This is a genomic window from Mesorhizobium sp. M0910 (assembly GCF_040319465.1).
Classification (GTDB): Bacteria; Pseudomonadota; Alphaproteobacteria; order Rhizobiales; family Rhizobiaceae; genus Mesorhizobium.
Genome location: NZ_JAMYNZ010000006.1, coordinates 329,037 through 352,346 on the forward strand (window position 1 = coordinate 329,037; position 23,310 = coordinate 352,346).

General features: G+C 63.9%; 23 protein-coding genes. 14 read left to right on the top strand and 9 right to left on the bottom strand.

Features of this window, described 5'->3' with window-relative positions:
* Nucleotides 1-172 precede the first annotated feature (172 nt).
* Nucleotides 173-550: a VOC family protein gene (locus NKH78_RS17595; RefSeq protein WP_352739415.1), complete on the top strand. Its 378-nt coding sequence runs from the start codon at nucleotides 173-175 to the stop codon at nucleotides 548-550.
* A 41-nt stretch (nucleotides 551-591) separates the two neighbouring features.
* On the opposite strand, the gene NKH78_RS17600 is transcribed toward NKH78_RS17595, so the two are convergent.
* Nucleotides 592-1,596, bottom strand: a complete 1,005-nt coding sequence (locus tag NKH78_RS17600; protein ID WP_352506070.1) for an inorganic phosphate transporter — start codon at nucleotides 1,594-1,596, stop codon at nucleotides 592-594.
* Entirely contained in the window at nucleotides 1,596-2,237 is a 642-nt protein-coding gene (locus NKH78_RS17605; protein ID WP_254816177.1) for a DUF47 domain-containing protein, read from the bottom strand. The genes NKH78_RS17600 and NKH78_RS17605 overlap by 1 nt, the downstream gene beginning before the upstream one ends.
* 193 nt (nucleotides 2,238-2,430) lie before the next feature.
* Between NKH78_RS17605 and NKH78_RS17610 the strand changes: the two genes are divergently transcribed.
* From NKH78_RS17610 to NKH78_RS17650, 9 genes are all read left to right on the top strand, one after another.
* Nucleotides 2,431-3,330, top strand: a complete 900-nt coding sequence (locus NKH78_RS17610; RefSeq protein WP_254816176.1) for a LysR family transcriptional regulator — start codon at nucleotides 2,431-2,433, stop codon at nucleotides 3,328-3,330.
* A 133-nt stretch (nucleotides 3,331-3,463) separates the two neighbouring features.
* Nucleotides 3,464-3,943, top strand: a complete 480-nt coding sequence (locus NKH78_RS17615; protein ID WP_352702411.1) for a formate dehydrogenase subunit gamma — start codon at nucleotides 3,464-3,466, stop codon at nucleotides 3,941-3,943.
* Nucleotides 3,940-5,496 carry a formate dehydrogenase beta subunit gene (locus NKH78_RS17620; RefSeq protein ID WP_352739365.1) on the top strand — a complete coding sequence of 519 codons (1,557 nt, stop codon included), beginning with the start codon at nucleotides 3,940-3,942 and terminating at the stop codon, nucleotides 5,494-5,496. The genes NKH78_RS17615 and NKH78_RS17620 overlap by 4 nt, the downstream gene beginning before the upstream one ends.
* 12 nt (nucleotides 5,497-5,508) lie before the next feature.
* Nucleotides 5,509-8,421 carry a formate dehydrogenase subunit alpha gene (gene fdhF, locus NKH78_RS17625; protein WP_352739363.1) on the top strand — a complete coding sequence of 971 codons (2,913 nt, stop codon included), beginning with the start codon at nucleotides 5,509-5,511 and terminating at the stop codon, nucleotides 8,419-8,421.
* Between the two features lie 202 nt (nucleotides 8,422-8,623).
* Complete coding sequence (fdhD, locus tag NKH78_RS17630) at nucleotides 8,624-9,451, top strand: formate dehydrogenase accessory sulfurtransferase FdhD (protein ID WP_502899815.1); 828 nt, start codon at nucleotides 8,624-8,626, stop codon at nucleotides 9,449-9,451.
* The gene (locus NKH78_RS17635) at nucleotides 9,441-9,749 is read left to right on the top strand and encodes a formate dehydrogenase subunit delta (protein ID WP_352739359.1); all 309 of its coding nucleotides are present in this window, start codon (nucleotides 9,441-9,443) and stop codon (nucleotides 9,747-9,749) included. The genes fdhD and NKH78_RS17635 overlap by 11 nt, the downstream gene beginning before the upstream one ends.
* 107 nt (nucleotides 9,750-9,856) lie before the next feature.
* A complete protein-coding gene (locus NKH78_RS17640) occupies nucleotides 9,857-11,410 on the top strand; it encodes an alpha/beta fold hydrolase (protein ID WP_352883370.1) in 1,554 nt (517 codons plus the stop codon).
* A gap of 111 nt (nucleotides 11,411-11,521) precedes the next feature.
* Nucleotides 11,522-11,995: a carboxymuconolactone decarboxylase family protein gene (locus NKH78_RS17645; protein ID WP_352448517.1), complete on the top strand. Its 474-nt coding sequence runs from the start codon at nucleotides 11,522-11,524 to the stop codon at nucleotides 11,993-11,995.
* Between the two features lie 85 nt (nucleotides 11,996-12,080).
* Nucleotides 12,081-12,443 carry a nuclear transport factor 2 family protein gene (locus NKH78_RS17650; RefSeq protein WP_352448516.1) on the top strand — a complete coding sequence of 121 codons (363 nt, stop codon included), beginning with the start codon at nucleotides 12,081-12,083 and terminating at the stop codon, nucleotides 12,441-12,443.
* Between the two features lie 435 nt (nucleotides 12,444-12,878).
* Here NKH78_RS17650 and NKH78_RS17655 read toward each other — a convergent pair whose 3' ends face one another.
* The gene (locus NKH78_RS17655; RefSeq protein WP_352739413.1) at nucleotides 12,879-13,379 is read right to left on the bottom strand and encodes an MmcB family DNA repair protein; all 501 of its coding nucleotides are present in this window, start codon (nucleotides 13,377-13,379) and stop codon (nucleotides 12,879-12,881) included.
* Nucleotides 13,380-13,456: 77 nt separating this feature from the next.
* Entirely contained in the window at nucleotides 13,457-13,756 is a 300-nt protein-coding gene (locus NKH78_RS17660; RefSeq protein WP_352476053.1) for a DUF1330 domain-containing protein, read from the bottom strand.
* Between the two features lie 153 nt (nucleotides 13,757-13,909).
* Between NKH78_RS17660 and NKH78_RS17665 the strand changes: the two genes are divergently transcribed.
* From NKH78_RS17665 to NKH78_RS17680, 4 genes are all read left to right on the top strand, one after another.
* The gene (locus NKH78_RS17665; protein WP_352739356.1) at nucleotides 13,910-14,236 is read left to right on the top strand and encodes a GYD domain-containing protein; all 327 of its coding nucleotides are present in this window, start codon (nucleotides 13,910-13,912) and stop codon (nucleotides 14,234-14,236) included.
* Between the two features lie 160 nt (nucleotides 14,237-14,396).
* Nucleotides 14,397-14,525 (top strand): hypothetical protein, encoded by a 129-nt coding sequence (locus NKH78_RS17670; RefSeq protein WP_023676389.1) that lies wholly within the window; start codon nucleotides 14,397-14,399, stop codon nucleotides 14,523-14,525.
* Nucleotides 14,526-14,651 (top strand): hypothetical protein, encoded by a 126-nt coding sequence (locus NKH78_RS17675; protein WP_023676388.1) that lies wholly within the window; start codon nucleotides 14,526-14,528, stop codon nucleotides 14,649-14,651. It begins immediately after the preceding gene.
* A gap of 339 nt (nucleotides 14,652-14,990) precedes the next feature.
* Nucleotides 14,991-15,608, top strand: a complete 618-nt coding sequence (locus NKH78_RS17680) for a L,D-transpeptidase (protein ID WP_352739354.1) — start codon at nucleotides 14,991-14,993, stop codon at nucleotides 15,606-15,608.
* A gap of 156 nt (nucleotides 15,609-15,764) precedes the next feature.
* On the opposite strand, the gene NKH78_RS17685 is transcribed toward NKH78_RS17680, so the two are convergent.
* The 5 genes from NKH78_RS17685 to NKH78_RS17705 form a co-directional block, all read right to left on the bottom strand.
* Nucleotides 15,765-16,334, bottom strand: a complete 570-nt coding sequence (locus NKH78_RS17685) for a NifU family protein (protein ID WP_023676386.1) — start codon at nucleotides 16,332-16,334, stop codon at nucleotides 15,765-15,767.
* Nucleotides 16,335-16,612: 278 nt separating this feature from the next.
* The gene (locus NKH78_RS17690; RefSeq protein WP_023717912.1) at nucleotides 16,613-17,104 is read right to left on the bottom strand and encodes a universal stress protein; all 492 of its coding nucleotides are present in this window, start codon (nucleotides 17,102-17,104) and stop codon (nucleotides 16,613-16,615) included.
* A gap of 183 nt (nucleotides 17,105-17,287) precedes the next feature.
* Nucleotides 17,288-18,364, bottom strand: a complete 1,077-nt coding sequence (gene trpS / locus NKH78_RS17695; RefSeq protein ID WP_352739352.1) for a tryptophan--tRNA ligase — start codon at nucleotides 18,362-18,364, stop codon at nucleotides 17,288-17,290.
* 281 nt (nucleotides 18,365-18,645) lie between these two features.
* Nucleotides 18,646-20,244 carry a murein biosynthesis integral membrane protein MurJ gene (murJ, locus tag NKH78_RS17700; RefSeq protein WP_352739350.1) on the bottom strand — a complete coding sequence of 533 codons (1,599 nt, stop codon included), beginning with the start codon at nucleotides 20,242-20,244 and terminating at the stop codon, nucleotides 18,646-18,648.
* 46 nt (nucleotides 20,245-20,290) lie between these two features.
* Nucleotides 20,291-23,089, bottom strand: a complete 2,799-nt coding sequence (locus tag NKH78_RS17705) for a [protein-PII] uridylyltransferase (RefSeq protein WP_352739348.1) — start codon at nucleotides 23,087-23,089, stop codon at nucleotides 20,291-20,293.
* Nucleotides 23,090-23,310 lie beyond the last annotated feature (221 nt).

Genomic DNA, 23,310 nt, shown 5'->3' on the forward strand with positions numbered 1-23,310 from the left:
TCCAGATAATGCAGTTCCGGAACAGAACCAAGCGATGGACCAACAGTTGCAGCGGCGTATCGGGGAGGAAGCGACCATACGACAGCATTTCCAGCGGGAGTGGCCGTCGCCAAATCGTCAACGCAACCTATTTCAGTGGACATGGAATGACCGCCAGGGAAGGAGACGAATCATGCTCGCAAACAGCAACGCAACGGCCAATCTCGCTGTGAAGGACCTGGCCAAGGCCAGGGCATTCTACGAAGGGGTCCTCGGCCTGAAAGAAGTGAACAATGAGGGTGGTGAACTGATCGTCTATAAGAGCGGCGACACCAGCATCAACGTGTATCGTTCGAACTTCGCCGGGACCAACAAGGCGACGGCTGTGACCTGGACGGTCGGCGATGAACTCGGCAAAATCGTTGAGGCATTGAAATCGAAGGGCGTGACCTTCGAGCATTACGACATGCCAGGCCTGGCGCTGGAGGGCGATGTCCATGTCGGCCAGGGCATGAAGGTCGCGTGGTTCAAGGATCCGGACGGCAACATCCTGAACCTTGTGGACAGGTAGTCGCCGCGCCAGAGGCGGCTCCAGACGCTGGCCCGTTCACATCACTTTGCCAGGCCGACCGCGAGGTAGGTGAGAGCCGCGATCGCCGCGGTTGCCGGCAAGGTGACGATCCATGCCACCACGATGTTGCCGGCAATGCCCCAGCGAACCGCGGAGACGCGGCGGGCGGCGCCGACGCCGATGATGGCGCCGGTGATCGTGTGCGTGGTCGATACAGGAATACCGAGCCAGGTGGCGGCGAACAGGGTAATCGCACCGCCGGTCTCGGCGCAGAAACCCTGCATCGGGTTCAGCCGGGTGATCTTCGAGCCCATGGTGTGGACGATGCGCCAGCCGCCGAACAATGTGCCCAGCGCCAGCGCCGACTGACAGGTGATGACGACCCACAGCGGCACGTAAAAATTCGCGCCGAGCATGCCTTGCGAATAGAGGAGCACGGCGATGATGCCCATGGTCTTCTGCGCGTCGTTGCCGCCATGGCCGAGCGAATAGAGCGAGGCGGAAAAGAACTGCATGACGCGGAAGGTGCTGTCGACGGCAAACGGTGTCTGCCGCAGGAACAGCCAGGAGACCGCGAGGATCAGGACGAGCGCCAGCAGAAAGCCTGCCGCCGGCGATAGCACGATGGCCGCCGTGGTCTTGCCCAACCCGGCCCAGACGATGGCGCCGGTGCCTGCCTTGGCGACGCCGGCGCCGACCAGACCGCCGATCAGCGCGTGCGAACTGCTGGACGGGATGCCGACGAGCCAGGTGACGATGTTCCAGACGATGGCGCCGACAAGTGCTGCGAAGATCACTGCCGGCGTGACGATGCTGGCGTCGATGATGCCGGTTCCCAGCGTCTCCGCCACGTGGAGACCGAAGAACATGAAGGCGATGAAATTGAAGAAGGCCGCCCAGAACACCGCATAATGCGGCCGCAGCACCCGGGTGGAGACGATGGTGGCGATGGAGTTGGCGGCATCGTGCAGGCCGTTGAGGAAATCGAAGAACAGCGCGACGACGACAAGGCCGACCAGCACGGGAAAGGCTATCGCGGCTTCCACTATACGTTCTCGATGACGATGCCGCTGATTTCGTTGGCAACGTCCTCGAAGCGGTCGACCACCTTCTCCAGCTGGCCGTAGATCTCGCTGCCGATCAGATAGGCCATCGGGTCGCTGCGGCCATGCCGCTTGAACAGGTCCTTCAGGCCTTGCTCGTGCAGGTCGTCGGCCCGGCCTTCGGCGCGCATGACTTCCTCGGCGATGGCATTAAGGCGCACCGTGTGCGCCCCGACCTTGCCGAGCAGCGGGATCGCCTCGGCCACCAGCTTGGCGGCCTCGACGATGACGCCTCCCATTTCCTGCATCAGCGGGTCGAATTCCTTCTTCTCGAACAGCCTTACCGTCTTGACGGTCTTGTGCATCATGTCGATGGCATCATCCATCGACTGGATCAGGTCCTTGATGTCGCCGCGATCGAAGGGCGTGATGAAGGAGCGCCGCACCGCAAGCAGCACCTCCGCGGTGATCTGATCGGCTTCGTCCTCGAGATCGATGATCGTCTGACACCAGCGGTCGATGTCGTTGCCCTGCAACAGCTGCTGCAGTGCCTCGGCGCCACCGACCACGGTGCGGGAATGCCGCTCGAACAGGTCGAAGAAGCGATCTTCGCGCGGCAAAAGCTTGCGGAACCAGCCCAGCATGTTCGGTCTCCCATCGTGTCCAGTCCACGACCCCGTCTGATCCACATAGCGCCGCATTCCATTGCGGGAAACAGTAAGCCGGCTGAAAGATGTGGATGCGGACGATTTACACAGGCGGCTTGCGGCCGAAGGCGATTTCCACGACCTTGCGCGCTACGACAGGACATATCGTCCGTGACAGGCTCCCGACGGCATGATCGACAAGCTGGAATTCTTCATAGCACTTGCCAAGGAAGAGCATTTCGGCCGGGCGGCCGAAGTATGCGGCGTCACCCAGCCGACACTTTCGGCCGGCATCAAGCAGCTGGAGGGCCAGCTCGGCGTGATGCTGGTGCTGCGCGGCTCGCGCTTCCAGGGGCTGACGCCGGAAGGCAAACAGGTGCTGGTGTGGGCGCGCCGCATCGTCGGCGATAGCAGGACCATGCGCGAGGAGATGCGGGCGGCGCGTCACGGCCTGTCAGGGCGTATCCGCATCGCGGCGATCCCGACGGCGCTGGCCATGGTGGCGCGATTGACGACGCCGTTTCGGGCAAAACACCCCGGCGTCACCTTCTCGGTGCTGTCGCGGACCTCGATCGAGGTGCTGTCGCTGCTCGGCAATTTCGATATCGACGCCGGCATTACCTATCTCGACAACGAGCCGCTCGGACGCGTCACCAGCGTGCCGCTCTACGACGAGCGCTATCAGCTGATCACCGCCGTCGGGAACCCGTATTTCGACCGCGACAAAGTGACATGGGCCGAGCTCAGTCAGCTGCCGCTCTGCCTGCTGACGCCGGACATGCAGAACCGCCGCATCATCGACCAGCATCTGGCCGAAGCCGGCGTGCAGGTGCGGCCGACATTGGAATCCAACTCGATGATCGTGCTGTTCTCGCATATCCGCACCGGCAAATGGTCGTCCATCATGCCGCTTAACCTTGCGGAAACGTTCGGCTTTTCCGAGCCGATCCGGGCTATCCCGATCGTCGAACCGGATGCCAGCCACACCGTCGGGCTGGTGGCGGCGCCGCGCGAACCGCACACGCCGCTGGTCTCGGCGCTGTTGGACGAGGCAATGGCGCTGGCGGACGATTTCCGCACCCGTCGCTAGGCTAGACAATGCTGGTGATCGCGAACGATAGAAAATTTCTATCGAGCAACGGATCGGCTTTATTGATTTAGCGGGTTTCCTCTGATTTCCTAAGCACTTAGCGGAAGACCGCCACGACCAGGGAGGGCGCTGCATGACGATGCAGCCTGCAAGTACCGAGATCGCATCGCGCACCGCGGCGATCATCCACGAGCTGAAAGGCCTCGAAGGCCCGCTGTTGCCGATCCTGCACGGCATACAGGAAGAGTTCGGCTATGTGCCGCAGGATGCGCTGCCGGTCATCGCCGAGGCGCTGAACATCTCCAGGGCCGAGGTGCATGGCGTCGTCACCTTCTATCACGATTATCGCAGCCAGCCGGCCGGCCGGCATGTGCTGAAGCTCTGCCAGGCGGAAGCCTGCCAGTCGATGGGTTCGGATGCGATTGCCGCCAGGCTCAAATCATTGCTGGGCATAGGCTTCCACGAGACAACCCGCGACGGTTCGGTGACGCTGGAGCCGGTCTATTGCCTCGGCCTTTGCGCCTGCTCGCCGTCGGCGATGCTGGACGGCGAGGTGATCGGGCGGCTCGACGACGAAAAGCTCAATGAAATCGTTGCCGAGGTGCGCTCATGATCCCGCGTATCTATATTCCCGGCGATTCCGGCGCGCTGGCGCTGGGTGCGGAAAAGGTCGCCAAGGCGGTTCGGGCGGAATTGGCCGAGCGCGGCATCGAGGCCAAGATCGTGCGCAACGGCTCGCGCGGTGCCTATTTCCTCGAGCCGATGGTCGAGGTGGCAACGGCCAATGGCCGTGTCGCCTATGGGCCGGTGAAGCCATCCGACGTCAAAAGCCTGTTCGACTGCGGCTTCCTCACCGGCGGTCACCACAAGCGCTGGCTCGGCGCTCCCGACAAGATCCCATTCCTGGCCAGGCAGACGCGGCTGACCTTTGCGCGCTGCGGCGTCACCGATCCGCTGTCGCTCGATCACTACAAGGCGCATGGCGGGCTGAACGGCCTGCAGAATGCAGTGGCGATGACGCCGGCCGACATCGTCAAACAGGTGACCGAGTCCGGGCTGCGCGGTCGTGGCGGCGCCGGCTTCCCGACCGGCATCAAATGGAAGACGGTGCTCGATACGTCGGCCGACCGCAAATACATCGTCTGCAATGCCGATGAAGGCGATTCCGGCACGTTCGCCGACCGCATGATCATGGAAGGCGACCCTTTCGTGCTGATCGAAGGCATGGCGATCGCCGGCATCGCCACCGGCGCGACGAAGGGGTTCATCTATATCCGCTCCGAATATCCGCATGCGGTGGCGGTGATGCAGAAGGCCGTCGAGATCGCCCGCAAGGCCGGCGTGCTCGGCGTCAATGTGCTCGGCTCGGCCAATTCATTCGACATGGAAGTGCGCGTCGGCGCCGGCGCCTATGTCTGCGGTGAGGAGACCGCGCTGCTTGACAGCCTCGAAGGCAAGCGCGGGCAGGTGCGGGCCAAGCCGCCGCTGCCGGCGCATAAGGGCCTGTTCGGCAAACCGACGGTGATCAACAACGTCATCTCGCTGGCCTCGGTGCCGGTGATCATGGACAAGGGCGCCGCCTTCTACAAGGATTTCGGCATGGGCCGTTCACGCGGCACCATCCCGATCCAGATTGCCGGCAACGTCAAGTATCCCGGTCTCTACGAGGCGGCGTTCGGCATGACGCTGGGCGAGATCGTCGACGATATCGGCGGCGGCACGGCGACGGGACGCCCGGTCAAAGCGGTGCAGGTGGGTGGCCCGCTCGGCGCCTATTTCCCGCGCGCGCTGTTCGACACGCCGTTCGATTACGAAGCGTTTGCCGCCAAGGACGGGCTGATCGGCCATGCCGGCATCGTCGTTTTCGACGACAGCGCCGACATGCTGAAGCAGGCACGCTTTGCCATGGAATTCTGCGCCATCGAGAGCTGCGGCAAGTGCACGCCGTGCCGCATCGGCTCGACGCGCGGTGTCGAGGTGCTGGACCGGCTCGCCCAGAACGTCGAACCGGAAAAGCAGATCGCGCTGGTCACCGACCTTTGCAACACGATGAAGTTCGGCTCGCTTTGCGCTCTCGGCGGCTTCACCCCATATCCAGTGATGAGTGCACTCAACCATTTCCCGGACGACTTTCGGCCGACGCCGGTCGCCGAAGCAGCGGAATAGGAGCGGACAGGCATGAACGCGGCATTCGACATCAAATCGCTGGTCCAGGAAATCGACTACGGCACACCCGCCTCTGAAGCGGAACAAAAGGTAACGCTGACGGTCGACGGCAAGTCGATAACGGTGCCGGCCGGTACCTCGATCATGCGCGCTTCGATGGAAGCGGGCGTCGAAATCCCGAAACTCTGCGCCACCGACATGCTGGACTCGTTCGGCTCTTGCCGGGTCTGCCTCGTCGAGATCGACGGGCGCGGCGGCACGCCGGCCTCGTGCACGACGCCGGTCGGCGAAGGCATGGTCGTGCATACGCAGAGCGACCGGCTAGACGCCATTCGCCGCGGCGTGATGGAACTCTACGTCTCCGACCATCCGGCGGCGTGGGGCGAGAAGGCCGGCACTGGCGCCAGCGAGTTCGACAAGGTCGTCAGGACGGTCGGCCTGACCGAGAACCGCTATGGCGTGGACGGCCGCAACCACGTCAAGCAGGAAAACGGCGTGGCGCCCGGCCATGGCTCGCTGACCATCGATTACATCGCCCGCGATGAATCGAACCCGTATTTCACCTACGATCCGACGCAGTGCATCGTCTGCTCGCGCTGCGTGCGCGCCTGTGAGGAGGTGCAGGGCACGTTCGCGCTGACCATCGAGGGCCGCGGCTTCGAATCCAGGGTCTCGGCCGGCATGCACGAGGCGTTCGTCGATTCCGAATGCGTGTCGTGCGGGGCCTGCGTGCAGGCCTGCCCGACCGATGCGCTGAGGGAAAAGACCGTGCTGGCGAAAGGCCTGCCCGAGCGCTCGACCGTCACCACCTGCGCCTATTGCGGCGTCGGCTGCTCGTTCAAGGCCGAGGTCAAGGGCGACGAGGTCATCCGCATGATGCCCTACAAGGCAGGCAAGGCCAACCACGGCCACTCCTGCGTCAAGGGCCGCTTCGCCTATGGCTACGCAACGCACAAGGACCGTATCCTGAAACCAATGATCCGGGAGCGGGTCAGTGATCCGTGGCGCGAAGTGTCGTGGGAAGAGGCGCTCACCCACACGGCGAATGAATTCCGCCGCATCCAATACCAGTACGGCCGCACCTCGATCGGCGGCATCACCTCCTCGCGCTGCACCAACGAGGAGACCTACCTCGTCCAGAAGCTTGTCCGGCAGGGCTTCCGCAACAACAATGTCGATACCTGCGCCCGCGTCTGCCATTCGCCGACCGGCTATGGTCTCGGCCAGACCTTCGGCACCTCCGCCGGCACGCAGGACTTCGATTCGATCGAGCAGACGGACGTGATCCTGCTGATCGGCGCCAATCCGACCGATGCGCATCCGGTGTTCGCCTCGCGCATGAAGAAGCGCATGCGCGAGGGCGCCAAGCTGATCGTGCTCGATCCGCGCCGCACCGACATCGTGCGCTCGGCCCACGTCGAGGCGCAGTTCCATCTGCCGCTGAAGCCGGGCACCAACGTCGCCATGCTGACCGCACTTGCCCATGTCATCGTCACCGAGGGCCTGTTCGACGAGGCCTTCATCCGCGAGCGCTGCGACTGGGACGAGTTCCAGGACTGGGCATCGTTCGTGGCGCTGCCGGAAAATAGCCCGGAAGTGGTCGGCCAGCTTGCAAATGTCGATCCCGACGACATACGCGGCGCGGCGCGGCTCTACGCCCGCGGCGGTAACGGCGCGATCTATTACGGCCTCGGCGTGACCGAGCACAGCCAGGGCTCGACCACCGTCATCGCCATTGCCAACCTCGCCATGGCGACCGGCAATATCGGCCGGCCGGGCGTCGGCGTGAACCCGCTGCGCGGCCAGAACAATGTGCAGGGCTCCTGCGACATGGGCTCGTTCCCGCACGAGCTTCCCGGCTATCGCCACATTTCAGGCGACGCGGTGCGCGCCATCTATGAGAGCCTGTGGGGCGTCAAGCTCGACGACGAGCCCGGCCTGCGCATCCCCAATATGCTGGATGCGGCCGTCGATGGCTCGTTCAAGGGGCTCTATGTGCAGGGCGAGGACATCCTGCAGTCGGACCCCGACACCAAGCATGTCGCCGCCGGTCTCGCCGCGATGGAATGCGTCGTCGTGCACGACCTCTTCCTCAACGAGACGGCCAACTACGCGCATGTGTTCCTGCCCGGCTCGACGTTCCTCGAGAAGGACGGCACCTTCACCAATGCCGAGCGCCGCATCAACATGGTGCGCAAGGTGATGGAGCCGAAATGCGGCTATGCCGACTGGGAAGCGACGCAGGAGCTCGCCAAGGCGCTCGGCCTCGGCTGGAACTACACGCATCCGTCGCAGATCATGGACGAGATCGCCAAGACAACACCGAGTTTCGCCGGCGTTTCCTTCGACCTTCTCGACCGGGTGGGCTCGGTACAGTGGCCCTGCAACGAGAAGTCGCCGGAAGGCACGCCGATCATGCACATTGGCGGCTTCGTGCGCGGCAAGGGCAAGTTCATCCGCACCGAATACGTCGCGACCGACGAAAGGACCGGACCGCGCTTCCCGCTGCTGCTGACCACCGGCCGCATCCTGTCGCAATACAATGTCGGCGCGCAGACCCGGCGCACCGACAATGTGGTCTGGCATAGCGAGGACCGGCTGGAGATCCATCCGCACGATGCCGAAAATCGCGGCCTGCGCGACGGCGACTGGGTGCGGCTGACCAGCCGCTCCGGCGAGACGACGCTGCGCGCGCTGATCACCGAGCGGGTGTCGCCGGGCGTCGTCTATACGACCTTCCACCATCCCGACACCCAGGCCAACGTCATCACCACCGACTTCTCCGACTGGGCGACCAACTGCCCGGAATACAAGGTGACCGCGGTGCAGGTGGGTGCATCCAACGGCCCGTCGGAATGGCAGCGCGACTATGACGAGCAGGCAAAGCAAAGCCGCCGCATCGCCCCGCTGCAAGCAGCGGAGTAGCGGTTTTGGTTTCGTGCCGGAGTACCCCCCTCTGGCCTGCCGGCCATCTCCCCCTCAGGGGGGGAAATTGGATGTCATCTCGACTTTCGCCAATCACCAAAGTCGAAAGGTGCGACGCGACGCCTGAACTGCCGATCTCCCCCCTTGAGGGGGAGATGCCAAATGATGACAAAGAGGGCAGGCCAGAGGGGGGTGCCGCGTGATGCCCAAACGTCGTGCTGTCACACAGATCAGCCGCCTCGCGCGCCGCGCCGGCGGCACTGCGGCCGCCAACCGCATGGTGCCGGAAGAGACGCCGGTGGCGTTCTCCTTTGCCGGCACCACGCATGCGGTGATGATGGCAAGCCCGGCTGATTTCGAGGATTTCGCGCTCGGCTTCTCGCTGACCGAAGGCATCATTGCCTCGCCGGACGAAATCGAAGCGATCGAGGTCGAGGATCACGGTGCCGGCATCGATATCCAGATCCGGCTGAAGGACAGCGCCAACACCCGCTTCGAAGCGCGTCGCAGACGGCTGGCCGGCCCGGTCGGCTGCGGGTTGTGCGGCATCGAATCGATCGAGGAGGCGATGCGCTCGGTAAACCCGGTCGGTGCGTCGCAACTTACACTTCAGGCCGATGACATCGTCCGCTCGGTCAAGCTTTTGTCGAAGCTGCAGCCGCTGCACGCCGAGACCGGTGCCGTCCACGCCGCCGGTTTTTACCTCCCCGGCAAGGGCATCGTCATGGCGCGTGAGGATGTCGGCCGCCACAACGCGCTGGACAAGCTGGCTGGCGCGCTGGCCAAAGCCGGTATCGACGGCAGGTCGGGGGCCGTCGTCGTCACGTCGCGCGTTTCGGTCGAGATGGTGCAGAAGACCGCGGCAATCGGCTCGGCCGTCATCATTGCCGTCTCGGCGCCGACGGCACTTGCCATCCGCACCGCGGACGATTCCGGCATGACGCTGGTGGCGCTGGTGCGCGGCGACGATTTCGATATTTTCACCCATCCTGACCGAGTGGTTTCCGGAGTTGCCAAGCATGTCGCATGACGAGGGCCACCTCATGAGCACCAGCGAAAAGCTGGTTCGCATGGCCAACCAGATCGCCGCTTTTTTCCACTCAAAGCCGCGCGAGCAAGGCATTGCCGGCGTCGCCGAGCACATCAACAAGTTCTGGGAGCCGAGGATGCGCCGGCAATTGTTCGAGATGCTGGACAGCGGCGGCGAGGGGTTCAACGAGCTTGTCGTCGCGGCCGCGCCCAGGATCAAGCGGCCGGGCGCGCCGGAGGGCGCAGGTTTCAGCGCTGGCGGAGCGAACACCGAGACGACCGCCGCGCCACAGAAGTAGGCGCCGCGGGCCCACATTCACGCCCTCTAAAGTTTCATCTGCCGCAAGCTGCGCGCCTCTGCTATGATCCGGCGATAAGAAGTCGTCGGGTCGGGCGGACAAACCTCGTGAGGCCGATCGAAACTCGATACGCGCTCAGTGGCGACGTGCGGATCGCCTATCAGGTGGTCGGTCAGGGATCGCTCGATCTCGTCTTCGTGCCGGGTTTCATTTCCAATCTCGACCTGCACTGGGAAGACGAGGGCTACACCCGGCTGTTGAAGCGGCTTTCCGCGTTCTCACGGCTGATCCTGTTCGACAAGCGCGGCACCGGTCTGTCCGACCGCGTCGATGTCCACCACCTGCCCAGCCTCGAAACCCGCATGGACGATGTACGCGCGGTGATGGATGCGACCGGCAGCGGCCGCGCCGCCTTGCTCGGCGCTTCGGAAGGCGCGCCGATGGCAATGCTGTTCGCCGCCACCTACCCGGAGCGGACGCGGGCGCTGGCGCTTTATGGCGGCTATGCGCATTTCCACAAATGGGTGATGCCGCCGGAACGCCTGGAGGCGTTCATCGCGACGGCGGAGACCGCATGGGGCACCGGCGCCACCCTGCCGCATTTCGCGCCCGGCCGCGTCGACGATCCGCGTTTCGCCACATGGTGGGCGCGCTTCGAGCGGCTGTCGGCGAGCCCGACCGCGGCAATCGCCCTGGCCCGCATGAATGCGGCTATCGACGTGCGCGGCGTGCTGGCGGCGATCAGCGCACCGACGCTGCTCATGCATCGCCGCAACGATGCGCGCGTCGACCCGGAGGCCAGCCGCTTCCTGGCAAGGAAGATCCCGAATTCGCGGCTGGTCGAGGTGGCCGGGCGCGACCACCCGATCTGGACCGGCGATATCGACCGGGTGGCCGATCTGATCGAGGAATTCCTGACCGGAGCGCGCGCCGTTGCCGAGGCCGAGCGCGTGCTGGCTGCACTGCTGGTCACCCGGATCTACGACACGGCGCGGCTTGGCGACCGCATGTGGAGGGAGCGCAGCCAGCGTTTCCAGGAAACATGGCGGCTGCTGGTCGGGCGCCATGGCGGCCGCCCGGCCGGCACACATAGCGAGCTGATGATGGCGCGCTTCGACGGCCCGGCGCGGGCCGTACGCTGCGCGGCGGCGCTGCGCGATGCGGCGCAGGAGATCGGCGTCGCCAGCGCGCAAGGCGTGCATGTCGGCGAGGTCGAGTTGCGTGGGCCGCCGACGGGGTTGACGGCGCGCGTGACGATGCAGCTTGCCGCGCATGCCGGGCGCGGCGACATCCTCGCTTCGCGGCTGGTCGCCGACCTCGCCGCCGGTTCAGGCCTTCATTTCAATGACGCCGGGCGCATCGCGCTTGACGAGCTGGATGAGCCGCTGGCGCTGGTGCAGGCGACCTCGGAACAGCATCTGGAGCCGGCCTGCCGGCCGAAGGCCAAGGCTGCCGAGCCGGCCGCACTGACGGCGCGCGAAAGCGAGGTGGTGAACCTCATCGCCGATGGCAAGAGCAATGCCGCGATCGCCGCCGAACTCGAGCTGAGCGAACACACCGTCAAGCGCCACGTCGCCAATATTCTGCTCAAGCTGGACCTGCCGTCGCGGGCGGCGGCGGCGGCGTTCTCGGCTCGGCACGCTGGCCCGCACGGGCCATAGGAGCCATGGCGCTTTCGGGCGAAGCGGCCGGGCATGCGTAAGCGCTATCACTTCGTCCCATGCAGGCCAGGCGGATGTCGCCGGGAAAGGCGCTGCGAAGGGAGGAATAAAATGCTGAAGTCGACACTCAAATCACTGGTGCTGGCGGCAGGCGTTGGCGCGCTGTTGGCGATCGTTCCTGCCAAGGCCGAAGACGCCTCGGCGACGGCTGCCTACAAGGACATCCAGGCAACGCTCGGCTCGGTACCGGACATGTTCAAGACGCTGCCGGACGTCGCCGTTGCCGGCGCCTGGGCCGAGATCAAGGGCGTGCAGCTCAACCCGAACACCGCGCTCGACGGCAAGACCAAGGAATTGATGGGCCTCGCCGTCGCCTCGCAGATCCCCTGCCAGTACTGCATCTATTTCCACACGCAGGCGGCCAAGCTCAATGGCGCCAGCGACGAGGAGATCAAGGAGGCGGTGGCGATGGCGGCGATCGTGCGCCACTGGTCGACGATGCTCAACGGCAGCCAGGTCGATCTCGCCACCTTCAAGAAGCAGTCCGACGAGGTGTTCGCGGCCGTCAAGGCGAAGTCGCAGTGAAGAAGCCACTGCCCGGCGGCGAGCGCCGGGCAGTGCCTGATCAAGCAACCACCCGATCCGAGAAAACGGGCCTATGGAGGAAAAAATGCTGACCAAGACACAGACGATAGACGGCGCTGCGATCAAGAAGGCGATTGAGGGCCGTGATGGAAAATTGCTGGCGAGCTTCTATGCCGACGACGCATTGGTGCGGGTGATCGACCGCAACAACCCGCCGAGCAAGCCGCGCGAAATCCGCGGGCGCGCTGCGATCACTACATTCTGGGACGACATCTGCAGCCGGGCGATGACCCACAAGGTCGACACCACCATCGCCGACGGCAACAACCTCGCCTTCACCCAGGCCTGCTCCTATCCGGACGGGACCAAGGTATTCTGCGCGGCAATGCTGGAGCTGAAGAACGGCCAGATCGCGCGGCAGACCGTCGTGCAGGCCTGGGACGAATAAGGAAGCGGCGATGTTCAGTGCCAGATGGCAGATCGACGCCAAGTTCGGCCACAAGCAGACCGTGCTCGAACTGTTAAAGAATGAGAACGCGAGATCGGCTCGCAGGTCGGTCTCGACGACCTCAACTTCCAGATCATGACCGGATCGACCGGCGCGCGGGAAGCGACGGTCGGGTCACATACCAGGTCGAAAGCCTCGCCAGTTGGAGGCGTTCTTCGCCAGGATCGGCAAGATCGCCGCGCACGCCAAATGGGGCAAGGAGATGGAGCCCTATGTCGTGTCGGGCACCAGCCTATGGAACATCTACCGCATCGTGGAATAGCGGTTCTCATCCTCGCTTCCGCACGGCTATCGCATTTGGGAAGATGCCCCCTCACCCGCGCAGCGGCCGGATGAGGGGCAGCGCGACGTCTGAAATCACGACGAGCGCACCCCCTACTCGCTCTCGCCGTCCAGTGCCGGCACCGACACGCCGGCAAGCTCGGCGGCGAGCAGCCGCGACGCACCGGCGCGTGCGATCCGCAGCATCAGCGCCTTGCGCGTCACAGCTGCCATGCGGTGCTCGGGCGCATCGCGCAAAATCTCGGCACCGTAGCCGTCGGAGAGAATGAAGCCGCACTCCTCCGGAAAGATCTCCTGGGGTACGCCGGGATGGGTGGCGAAGAAGAAGCGGTCGGAATGCAGCCGGTAGTCCGGCCATTTGCGGTCGACCCTGAAATCCTCGATCGAGGATTTGATCTCGATGATCCAGATGTCGCCCTGGCGGGTCAGCGCCACGAGATCGGCGCGCCGGCCGGTGGCCAGCGACAGTTCGGGCAAGACATGCGCGCCCATCTGCCTGAGCAGCCGCTGCACGCCACGCCTGACCAGCATGGCGCGCTCCGACTGGCGGCCGTCGATGAGCGGATTGAGGGGTAGAGGTGAGATGATCGGCATGGCGACACCATGCCAGATTTTGTTCACGGTTTGAACCCGGTTTTTCAGGGTGATTTATCCGACTGGCCAGCCCGGCCTTAACTAACCGGCATCAAGCCCTCCAGAGCAATAATTCTCGTCTTTGCGCAGCGTTCGCGGATGGCTTTGAGGCGGCCGTATTCTGGAGAGTCGTACCATGCCAGGAGGGAAGCCATGTCCGGGAATTCGACAATGACGAGGCGATGAGGTTCCCAATCGCCTTCCAGAACTTTGGTGGCTCCGCCGCGAGCGATGTACCTCCCCCCATAGCGGGCTTCGGTTGCCGGCACATCCCGGCGGTATTCCTCGAAAACGGCGGCGTCGGTTATATCTACATCAGCAATGAGATATGCGGCCATTGACCTTACTCCCCTTGGGAAAGGCAATTGAAACAGGTCCATTAGCGGCCCTGCAACTAAGCCAGCGGTACTACGCCTCGGAAACGACTCGCGTTCTCCCGAATTGGGGCGCTTAACTGTCTTCGTGGGGGCAGCTCTGGGAGGAGACGAACCATGCCGATGTATCTCACGCGATTCAGCTACAGGCCCGAAACCTGGGCGCGCTTGATGGATAATCCCGAGGATAGACGCGAGGCTGCCCGGTCCTACATCGAGTCGGTCGGCGGAAAGCTGCACGGGTTCTGGTATGCCTTCGGAGAGTACGATGGCTGGAACCTGTGGGAGGCGCCGGACAACGTGTCGATGGCATCCGTCATGCTGGCCATCGGTGCGGGAGGCGCACTCAGCTCGTACCAGACCACCGTGCTGTTAAGTGTCGAAGAGACGATGGAGGCGCTTGGGAAAGCCAAGTCGATCCGCTATCGCCCACCGGGATCGTGACCGCCGCCCGCGCTTTGCGGAGTGTGGAAGGCTAGGTAACGCTTGCTCGCGAACGGCGCACGTTCCTAAACTTTTGCGCAAAAGAGTCCACTGCGGCTCTTGGCAGCGCCGGCAGCTAGCGCTTTCAATGTCGGCTACGGTGTTTTACGAGGAACATTAGATGACGGAAGATGACGACCGGAAATCGGCGACGCCGGAGGAAATCCGCCCGGCTATCAGAGGATGGGCGGTGCTTGGGGCAATTATCGTTGCCGTGTTTGGTGCGGCCTACGTCATGATCGATAGTTGAATGGCCGACGGTCCTGGTCGCCCCGATGGACTGCCTGAAACGATCGGCACGGTCCTTGGTGCATTGGTGGTGATCGGCACGTTCGGGCTTCTGGCCTGGACCGTGCTTCGCGGCGTCCTTTATTAAAACCCGGCCCGTCTGGACTTTCCCCTGCGGCGGCCGCGTCTCAGGCCGATCTCCTCGTAGCAACGGATGGTCTTGGCCGCAGGCCAGAGCGCCGGGCAGCGTCACCGACATTCATGGGTGATGTCCTCGTCTCCTGGTTCTTGTTCTTGGCCCATTGATTTTGCAACATAATCCTGCGGGGGCTGTTGCCGAAATACCATAGTCGCAGGTTTACCAGCACGCAAGTCCAAGGATATAGGCATCGCCCGCTTGGCAAGCAAAGCAAATGCCAGCATGAATGAAGATGAAAAAAGCGGCCGACTCGAGCCGCTGTTGTTTGGGCAGGCATCGGACCTTTTCATGCGCATGAAGTCACTTGCAATCGTCGCGGCCCTGGCGCTGTCGACGGCTGTCGCCGGTTGCAGCACCATCGGCTCGCAGATCTTCACCAACAACTACGGCGCGGTGACCGACGCCGGCTATCACCTGCCGCGCGTTCCGATCGAAAAGGTGCCGTTCAAATACCGCCGGCAGATCGTCGACTACGACACCAGGGAAAAGCCGGGCACCATCATCGTCGATACGCAGAACAAGTTCCTCTTTTTCGTCATGGGCGACGGCGAAGCGATGCGCTACGGCATCGGCGTCGGCCGTGAGGGTTTCGAATGGCACGGCACCGCCCGTATTGCGCTAAAGCGCGAATGGCCGACCTGGACACCGCCTTCGCAGATGATCAAGCGCCAGCCGGAGCTGGCCAAGTTTGCCGGCGGCATGGAGCCGGGGTTGAAGAACCCGCTCGGCGCGCGCGCCATGTACCTGTTCAACAAAGGCGGCGACATGGGCTACCGCCTGCATGGCAGCCCGGAATGGAATTCGATCGGCAAGGCGATGTCGTCGGGCTGCATCCGGCTAATGAACCAGGACATTATCGACCTCTACGACCGCACCTCGGTCGGCGCCAAGGTCATCGTTCTGTAAGACCATGATCAGTGGGATTCCGGACAAGACCATGGTCAGACAAGAAGAGCTTTATACGCGGACCGTCTAGGCAACAACACAGACGTCGCAAACAGAAAACCGGGCACTTTGGCCCGGTTTTTTGTTGTCTATCGACGTTGACGATGGAACGGTGCGTCAGGAGACCTGTTCGACGTGCTGCACTTCCGGCACAAAGTGCCGGAGCAGGTTCTGGATGCCGTGCTTCAGCGTCGCCGTCGACGACGGACAGCCGGCGCAGGCGCCCTTCATGTGCAGGAACACGGTGCCGTTCTCAAAGCCGCGGAAGGTGATGTCGCCGCCATCCTGGGCCACCGCTGGGCGCACCCGCGTGTCGAGCAGCTCCTTGATGGTGACGACCAACTCCTCGTCGGCCTTGTCGTAGAATTCGCCGGTCTGGCTGGTCTCGGCGGCGGGGCCGGCCTTGGCCATCACCGGGGCGCCGGACATGAAATGCTCCATGATGGCGCCGAGGATAGCCGGCTTCAGATGCTGCCAGTCGGGGCCGTCCTTGGTCACGGTGATGAAATCATAGCCGAAGAAGACGCCGGTGACGCCGGGGATTTCGAACAGCCGGCCGGCGAGCGGCGAAGCCGTCGCGGCGCTATCGGCATCGCGGAAATCGGCGGTGCCTTCTTGCAGCACTTCCTTGCCGGGCAGGAATTTCAGCGTCGCCGGGTTTGGCGTCGACTCGGTCTGGATGAACATGGCCGTCTCCGTGCCCATTTCGGGCAACTAGTTTGGAATAGTTCTAATTAGGCTTTATCCGCCCGACATTCAAGCGAAAGGCATCGCGGGGAACGGCTGGCTGGCGGAATGTTTTGCTAGCGCCCTGAAACGCTTGGAGATGTGTTGAGATTCAGGTCAGGCCGAGCCGAAAATGGTGGGTTCCGAGAACCGGAGCGGAGCGTACTTTTGGTACGTGAGCACCGGAAGCGCAGGAAGCCGCCAATTGCAGGCCGGCCTCACCTGAATATCAGCGCATCTCAGGCGAGGCTGTCGATCTCTTCGTCCGACAGGTTCTGCGGCACCACCGTGACGGGAATCGGAAAGGCGGCGCCCTTGCCGGCGACCGCGCCGACCAGCGGCCCCGGCCCCTCCTTGCCGGCGCCTGCCGCCAGCACCAGGATGGCGATGTCCTGGTCTTCCTCGATCAGCTTGTGAATCTCTTCGGTCGGCTTGCCTTCGCGCACCACCAGTTCCGGCTCGATGCCGAGCTTCTGGCGCACCTTGTTGGCATAGCTGTCGAGTGCGGCACGCGCCGTGGCGGTCGCCTCCTCGCGCATGATCTTCTCGACGCCCAGCCAGTGCTGGAAATCATCCGGCTCGATGACATAGAGCAGCACCAGCACGCCGCCTGTGCTTTGCGCCCGCTTCGAGGCATAGGCGACGGCGCGCTCGCATTCCGGCGTGTCGTCGATGATCGCCAGGAACTTACGGCGATGACCGGCTTCGCGGCTGAGGCGTTTGGAGACCATATTCACCCTGTTCGATGGTTTCGGTCGCAATCTGCCACCGCCACAGCCCGCCCGCAAGCGACAGGCGGCGGTGGCGATATTGGTGCGGCTTGAAGCGCGTCGCGTTCGACCAGCGACGCGCTTCAGGTTCTTGTTTTATGCATGTCGTTATCGCAAACCGCTACACACTTTGCGCGACATGCATCAGCCTTGCAGCAGGCCGATAATGTCGCGCACGGTCTTCATGGTCGCTTCGGCCAATGTGCCGGCACGCTCGCCGCCATCCCGCAGCACCGCGTCGACATAGGCGCGGTCGCCGGAGATGCGGCGCATCTCACCGGCGATCGGCGCCAGCTTTTCCACGGCGAGATCGGCAAGCGCCGGCTTGAACACCGAAAACTGCTGGCCGCCGAACTCTTGCAGCACCGCCTCTTTCGATATTTCGGCGAGGCCGGCATAGATGCCGACGAGGTTCTCCGCTTCCGGCCGGCCGGCAAGGCCGTCCAGTTCGCCGGGCAAAGCCTCCGGGTCGGTCTTGGCCTTGCGGATCTTCTTCGAGATGGCGTCGGCATCGTCAGTCAGGTTGATGCGCGACAGGTCCGACGGATCGGATTTCGACATCTTCTTCGAACCGTCGCGCAGCGACATGATGCGCGCCGCCGGGCCGCCGATGACCGGCTCGGTCAGCGGGAAATAGCCGTTCACCGTCTCTTCGCCGACCTGCATCTCGACGCCGACGCCAAGCGCTGCGATGCGGTCCGAAAAGTCGTTGTTGAATTTCTGCGCGATGTCGCGGGTCAGCTCCAGATGCTGCTTCTGGTCGTCGCCGACCGGCACGTGGGTGGCGCGGTAGACGAGGATGTCGGCGGCCATCAGGGAGGGATAGGCGAGCAGGCCGAGCGAGGCGTTCTCGCGGTCCTTGCCGGCCTTGTCCTTGAACTGCGTCATCCTGTTCATCCAGCCGATGCGCGCCACGCAGTTGAAGATCCAGGCAAGCTCGGCGTGCTGCATCACCCGCGACTGGTTGAAGACGATGTGCTTGGTCGGTTCGATGCCGGAGGCGAGAAACGCCGCGGTGATCGACCGCGTCTGGTCCTGCAGATCCTGATGGACGAGCTGTGCGGTCAGCGAATGCAGGTCGACGACGCAGTAGATGCAATCGGAGGTGTCCTGCAGGGCGACGAATTTCTTGATGGCGCCGAGATAATTGCCGAGATGCAGATTGCCGGTTGGCTGGACGCCGGAAAAGACGAGCTGTTTGAAGGCGGGCTGATCGGTCATGGTGTTTCCCTGGCTTGTGGAGGGCCGTTTCGCGCGCGGCGAAAGTCTTGCGACGGCGCGCTTATGGACGAGAGCGAGGAGACGATCAAGAGGGGCGTTGGCCAGGGCGCGCAGGCTTTGACGTCGGCCGAACAGACGGCTGTTTGAGGGATGGCGCCGACCAGAAATAAAAACCCGCCTCGGTGGGCGGGTCGTTGGAGCCAATTAGCACCATACCGAGATTAGTAGCATAGCTGCCGGCACAAAGCAAGAACAAAATTGGCGCTGATGAATTTTCCCCCTCACGGATCCGGAGAGTGCTCCTTGACCGGCTGGGACGCCTTCCGCCCGATATTGCGGCGGATCATGCCGAAATCGGCGCCGCCGGTGGCGAAGGCGGTGACGAAGTAAAGCAGCGCGCCGCCGGCGACGAGCGCAAGCAAGGTTACCGCCTTGATCACCAGCGGCGAGCCGGAGCCGAGACTTGCGGCGAACCAGTGTTCGGCAAAATAGAGCGCCGCGGCCATCACCGCCGCCGACAGCACCAGCCGCGGGATGCGTTTCATGAGCGGCACGTCGCGGCCCCAATGGCCGCGCCGGATCAGCACGGCGAGCAGCATCGCCGCATTGACCCAGCCGGCGACGGCGGAGGCAACGGCAATGCCGGGCGCGCCCATGATCGGAAACAGCGTCAGCGCCGTCGTAATGTTAACCGCCACCGAGATGGCGGCAAAAATCATCGGCGTGCGCGTGTCCTCGCGGGCGAAATAGCCTGGGGTGAACGCCTTGATCAGCACGAAGGCCGGCAGGCCGAGGCCGAAGATCGCCAGGATTGCCGCGACCGTCGGCGTCGAATTGTTGGCGGCGAAGGCGCCGCGCTCATAGACCAGCCGCACGATCGGCTCGGACATGACCAGCAGCGCGGCCGCCGCCGGCAACGTCATGAACAGAGTGAACTCGACCGAGCGGTTCTGCAGATTGGCGGCCTCGACCAGATTGCCCGATTTCAGCGCCCGCGACAGTTCCGGCAGAAGCACGATGGCGACGGCGACGCCGACGACGCCCAACGGCAGCTGGTAAACGCGGTCGGCATAGGCCAGCGACGACACCGCGCTGTCCTGCGCCGACGCGATCGCCGTGCCGATCAGCTGATTGATCTGGGTGATGCCGCCGGTGATAGCCGCCGGCAGCGCCAGGATCAGCAGCCGCTTGACGTTCGGCGTCATCTTCGGCCGGCGGAAGCCGATCGAGATGCCGGCATGGCGCACCGCCGCCCAGACGATCGCCAGTTGCACCAGGCCGGCCGCCAGCACACCCCAGGCCAGGCCGAAACCAACGGTGCGGGCGTCCGAACCCTTGTACCAGGCATAGGCGAGCACGGCGATGAGGATGACGTTGAGGAACACCGGCGCCACCGCGGCGGCGAAATAGCGGCGCAGCGAATTCAGCATGCCGGCCATCATGGCGCCGAGCGACATGCAGATCAGGTAGGGGAACATCACGGTCGCCAGTGCCACCGTCGTTTCGAATTTTCCCGGCGTGTCGGCAAAGCCCGGCGCCACCAGGTAGCGCACGATCAGCGGCATCGCCAGTTCCATGGCGATGGTCAGCGCCAGAAGCGCGGTGAACAAGACGCCGAACACCTCTTCGGAAAAGCGCTTGGCGCCGTCGGTGCCGTGCGTCTCGATCTCCTTGGCGAACAGCGGCACGAAGGCGGCGTTGAAGGCGCCTTCGGCGAACAGCCGGCGAAAGGTGTTGGGGAACTGGAAGGCGGCGTTGAAGGCGTCGGCGATCGGCCCGGTGCCGAGTGCGGCGGCCATCAGCATCTCGCGGCCGAAGCCGAGGGCGCGGCTCATCAGCGTGCCGGAAGCGACCGTGGCGAATTTCTTGACAAGGCTCATGCGCTTGAAGACTGCCTGTGGGATTGGGGCAAATGGAAGGTAACAGTCACTCGGCGGCCGTTTTGGTCTTGCCGCGCTCGGACGCCGTGCCCTCGAGCACCGCGATCAGCCTGTTGCGGATGGTCGCCGTACGCGACGGGCTGTCGATCTTCTGGCCGGTGAGATCGGTGACGTAGAACGTGTCGATGACCTTTTCGCCGAAGGTGGTGATGTGGGCCGAGGCGATGTCGAGCGACAGGTCCGACAACATGCCGGTGATCTCCGACAGAAGGCCCGGCCTATCCAGCCCCTCGACCTCGATCACCGAGAACCGGTTCGACAGCGTGTTGCGGATCTCGGCGCGTGGCGGGATGCGGAAAACCTTGGCGCCGCGCCGCGGCTTGGTGCGCTTCTCGATCATTTCAGGCAGCCAGCTCTTGCCCGACAGCACGTCCTCGATCAGCCGGCCGACGCGCTCGGCGCGGCGGCGCTCGTCCTCGTCGCGGTCGAACTCCCTCGAGATCAGGATGGTGTCGAGCGCGCGGCCATCCGAGGTGGTGAAGATCTGCGCGTCGACGATGTTGCCGCCGGCCGCGGCACAGGCGCCGGCAATCACCGAGAGCAGGCGCGGATGGTCCTGCGCCAGCACGGTGATCTCGGTCACCGCCTCGAACTGGTGGGTTTTCACCATGGTGGCGAGCTTCTTGCCGGCATGGTCGGCTTCGCGGATGAATTCGGCATGGCGGAGCTGGTCGGGAAGATCGACCGCCAGCAGATAGTTCTCGTAGTGCTGGCCGACATAACGCTTGCGGGCCTTTTCCGGCCAGTCGGCAAGCGCCTCGGCCAGTTCTTCGCGCGCCGCCGCCGTCCGTTTGGCGCGCGACACCTCCGAAAACCCGCCGGTCAACAAAAGCTCGGTCTCGTAGTAGAGCGTGCGCAGCAACTGGCCCTTCCAGCCGTTCCAGACACCAGGCCCGACGCCACGGATATCGCAGACGGTGAGCACCAAAAGCATCTTCAGCCGTTCGACCGACTGCACGGTGGCGGCAAAGTCCTCGATCGTCTTGCGGTCGTTGAGATCGCGGGTCTGCGCCGTCATCGACATGACGAGGTGGTTCTCGACCAGCCAGGCAACCGTTTCGGTGTCGGCCGGCGAGAGCCCCATATGCGGGCAGATGCGCCGGGCGATCCTGGCGCCGGCTTGCGAATGGTCCTCCGGCCTGCCTTTGGCGATGTCGTGCAGCAGCACGGCGACATAGAGCGCCTCGCGGCTCTTCTTCAGCCCCGGCATCAGCGAGTGGGAGAGCGGATGGACCTTTTCGCCGTCGCCGCGTTCGATCTCGGCCAGCACGCCGATGCAGCGGATCAAATGCTCGTCCACCGTGTAGTGGTGGTACATCGAGAACTGCATCATGGCGACGATCTTGCCGAAGTCCGGGATCAGCTTGGCAAGCAGTCCGGCCTCGTTCATGCGCCGCAAATTGAGCTCGGCATTGCGGTCCGAGGTCAAGATGTCGAGGAACAGCCGGTTGGCCTCCTCGTCGCGCCTGAGCGCCTTGCCGACGAGGCCGAGCGAACGCGTGAGAAGCTTCAGCGCATCAGGGTGGAATTCCAAGCCGTGCCTGTCGGCAAACCAGAACAGCCTGAGCAGGTTGACCGGATCGCGCTCGAACACCTCGTCGTCGGCAATGTTGATGCGGTGGTTGTCGACGATGAAATCGGCCGTGCCGGCGAGCTTGCGTTTGCGCCGCGAGAAGGTGAGGAAAATGCGGTTGAAGCCCGGCACATGCTTGGCCTGCTCCTCCTCGAGCGCGGCGCAGAAAATGCGGGTCAGGTCACCGACGTCCTTGGCGACGAGGAAGTAGTGCTTCATGAAGCGCTCGACCGCCGACAGGCCGGGATGGGTGGTGTAGCCGAGCCGCTCGGCAATGTCGCGCTGGATGTCGAAATGCAGCCGCTCCTCGGCCTTGCCGGTGAGGAAATGCATGTGGCAGCGCACCGCCCACAGGAAGTCCTCGGCCTTCTGGAATTCCCTGTATTCGGCGTCGGTGAAGACACCCTTGTCGACCAGTTCCTCGCCGGTGCGCACCCGGTAGAAATATTTGCCGATCCAGAACAGCGTCTGCAGGTCGCGCAGGCCGCCCTTGCCGTCCTTGACATTCGGTTCGACCAGATAGCGGCTCTCGCCGGCCTTGGCGTGGCGCTCGTCGCGTTCGGCGAGCTTGGCCTGGACATATTCGGGGCCGGTGGTGCGCACCACTTCGTGGTCGAAGCGCTGCAAAAGCTCGTCATAGAGTTTTTGCTCGCCCCATAGGAAACGCGCTTCCAGGATCGAGGTGCGGATGGTGACGTCGGTGCGCGACAGCCTGAGGCATTCGTCGATGTTGCGCGTGGCGTGGCCGACCTTCAGCCCCAGATCCCACAGCATGTAGAGCATGTATTCGACAATCTGCTCGCCCCACGGCGTCTGCTTGTAGGGCAGCAGGAACAGGAGATCGATGTCGGAGCCCGGCGCCAGCGTGCCGCGGCCGTAGCCGCCGACGGCGACGACCGCCATGCGCTCGGCGGATGACGGGTTTTTCACGCGATAGACGTGGGTGCCGGCGAAATCGTAGAGCGCGCGGATGATCTCGTCCATCAGATGCGACAGCCGGGCGGCGCAGGCGGTGCCGCTGCCGTCGTCCATCAGCATGCGTTCGGCGACCGTGCGGCCGTCGGCGAGTTGGCTTTTGAGGAGCTTGAGAACACCGCTGCGCGCGGCCTTGCCCGAACCGTCGCCTGCCATGGCCGCGGTCACTTCGGTCATCTCGCGACGCAAGGCCTCGCCGTCGACCAATTCCTCGAGCTTCAGTGATATTCTTGCCATAGATGCCGTTCGGCCTCGCCGTTTCGGCGGCGTCTATAGCGCGTTTTCGCGGCGCTGGGTATGGGGCTGACGGACGCGTTCTCCGCAGCGGTGGAACTGGACGATCGTCTCGTGCCCGCAGCCGGTTCGGTTTGGGATTGGCTGCGAAAAATCGAAAATCGGCCCTTGACCTTCCAGTTACTGGAAGCACTACCTCCGCCGCAACATCGAAATACAGGGGC